Annotated in this window: 2 protein-coding genes and 1 pseudogene; all 3 read right to left on the reverse strand. The window is 59.2% G+C overall.

What is annotated here, in order from left to right; genetic code table 11:
• Window positions 1–76 precede the first annotated feature (76 nt).
• Window positions 77–862: an ABC transporter ATP-binding protein gene (locus L0H65_RS19415; protein ID WP_301460829.1), complete on the reverse strand. Its 786-nt coding sequence runs from the start codon at window positions 860–862 to the stop codon at window positions 77–79.
• On the reverse strand, window positions 859–1,557 hold the full coding sequence (locus tag L0H65_RS19420) for an SDR family oxidoreductase (protein WP_301460830.1): 699 nt from the start codon (window positions 1,555–1,557) through the stop codon (window positions 859–861). The genes L0H65_RS19415 and L0H65_RS19420 overlap by 4 nt, the downstream gene beginning before the upstream one ends.
• 2 nt (window positions 1,558–1,559) lie before the next feature.
• Window positions 1,560–1,771, reverse strand: a pseudogene (locus tag L0H65_RS19425) (dihydropyrimidinase); the annotation flags it as partial.

Below are 1,771 nucleotides of genomic sequence, written 5' to 3' on the forward strand. Positions count from 1 at the left end.
CCGAACCACCTTCGGCCACGATTTGATCCGAAGGCCAAGGCAGCGCGGAATGCCCCCCTTCCGCCTGATCACAAGCTCATTCCTCATACCCATGCCCCGCGCGCAACCCATCCCGCACCCGATGCGCAATCGCAATGAATTCCGCCGAGTCGCGAATATCCAATGGCCGCTCTCTCGGCAGGGTGCTGTCGATCACATCATGTATCCGCCCCGGCCTCGGGCTCATCACCACGATCTTGGTCGAAAGAAACACCGCTTCCGGGATAGAATGGGTGACGAACGCAATCGTCTTCTGCGTCCGCGCCCACAGCTTGAGCAATTCCTCATTCAGATGGTCGCGCACAATCTCATCCAACGCGCCAAAGGGTTCATCCATCAACAGAATTTCGGCATCAAAAGCCAGCGCCCGCGCGATGCTCGCCCGCTGCTGCATCCCGCCCGACAACTGCCACGGGTATTTCGCCCCGAACCCTTTCAGGTCAACAAGGTCCAACACCCGCTCCAGCCGTTCAGCCTGTTCGCATTTCGAGAACCCCATGATCTCCAACGGCAACCGGATATTGCGGCCAATTGTGCGCCAAGGATACAAGCCCGCCGCCTGAAACACATACCCATAGGCCCGCGCCTGTCTGGCTGCCTCCGGGGTCATCCCGTTCACCGTCAAGGTTCCGGAGGTCGGCACTTCCAACGCCGCCATACAGCGCAAAAACGTGGTCTTGCCACAACCCGACGGCCCGATGAAACTGACAAACTCGCCTTTCTCAATGTTCAGGGTCACGTCCTTCAACGCATGAACCGGCCCGTCAGATGTTTGAAAAGTCAGGCCAAGATTATTCGCCTGAATCACAACCGAAGCGTTCATACCGACCTCATCAAACCGCCATCAACCCGCAGGTTTTGGCCGGTGATGTAGCCCGCCCCCTCCGATGCCAAAAACGCAACCGTTTTACCGATTTCCTCAACAGTGCCATAGCGCTTCATTGGAACCGTCAACGCTCGGTCATCCGTTTTGGGCAAACTATCAATCCACCCCGGCAGCACATTGTTCATTCGGATATTTTCCGCTGCATATTGATCGGCATATAACTTGGTAAAAGACGCCAGACCCGCCCGTGCCACTGCGGATGTCGGGAACATCGCGGCAGGCTCAAACACCCACGCCGTCGAGATATTGATGATCGCGCCGCCGCCCTGCGCCTGCATGATCGGCGTGACCAAGCGCACCGGTCGAATGACGTTCAACAGATAAACGTCCATCCCCTTGTGCCAATCGTCATCACTCAACTCCAACAGCGGCGCGCGCGGTCCATGTCCGGCGCTGTTGACCAGCACATCAATCCGCCCCCATCGCGCCATCGCGCCGTCAACCAACCGCTGAAGGTCACCCACAGACTGGTTCGATCCTGTTACGCCGACCCCTCCCAACTCGGCCGCCAGCGCCTCCCCCTTGCCAGAGCTTGACAGGATCGCAACAGAGTATCCCGCTTCGGCCAAAGACCGCGCAGCTCCCGCGCCCATGCCGCTGCCCCCCGCTGTAATCAGAGCAACTTTCACCATGTTCAAACCCCGCTCGCCGGAATACCCGAGCGCTGCACGGCACGCGGGGCGGTCAAATCCTTCCAGGTCGAAAGCGCTTGATTCACCGCGCCATGCGGCTCGCGCGCGACAAACTCGCCGTGGCCTTCCTTGGTGCGAATATCCCCATCATGCACCGCCACATAGCCCCGCGACAGTGTGAACCGCGGCAAGCCTTTCACAGCTTTGCCCTCAA

This window comes from Pseudorhodobacter sp. (assembly GCF_030452865.1).
In the GTDB taxonomy this organism is placed as follows: domain Bacteria; phylum Pseudomonadota; class Alphaproteobacteria; order Rhodobacterales; family Rhodobacteraceae; genus Pseudorhodobacter.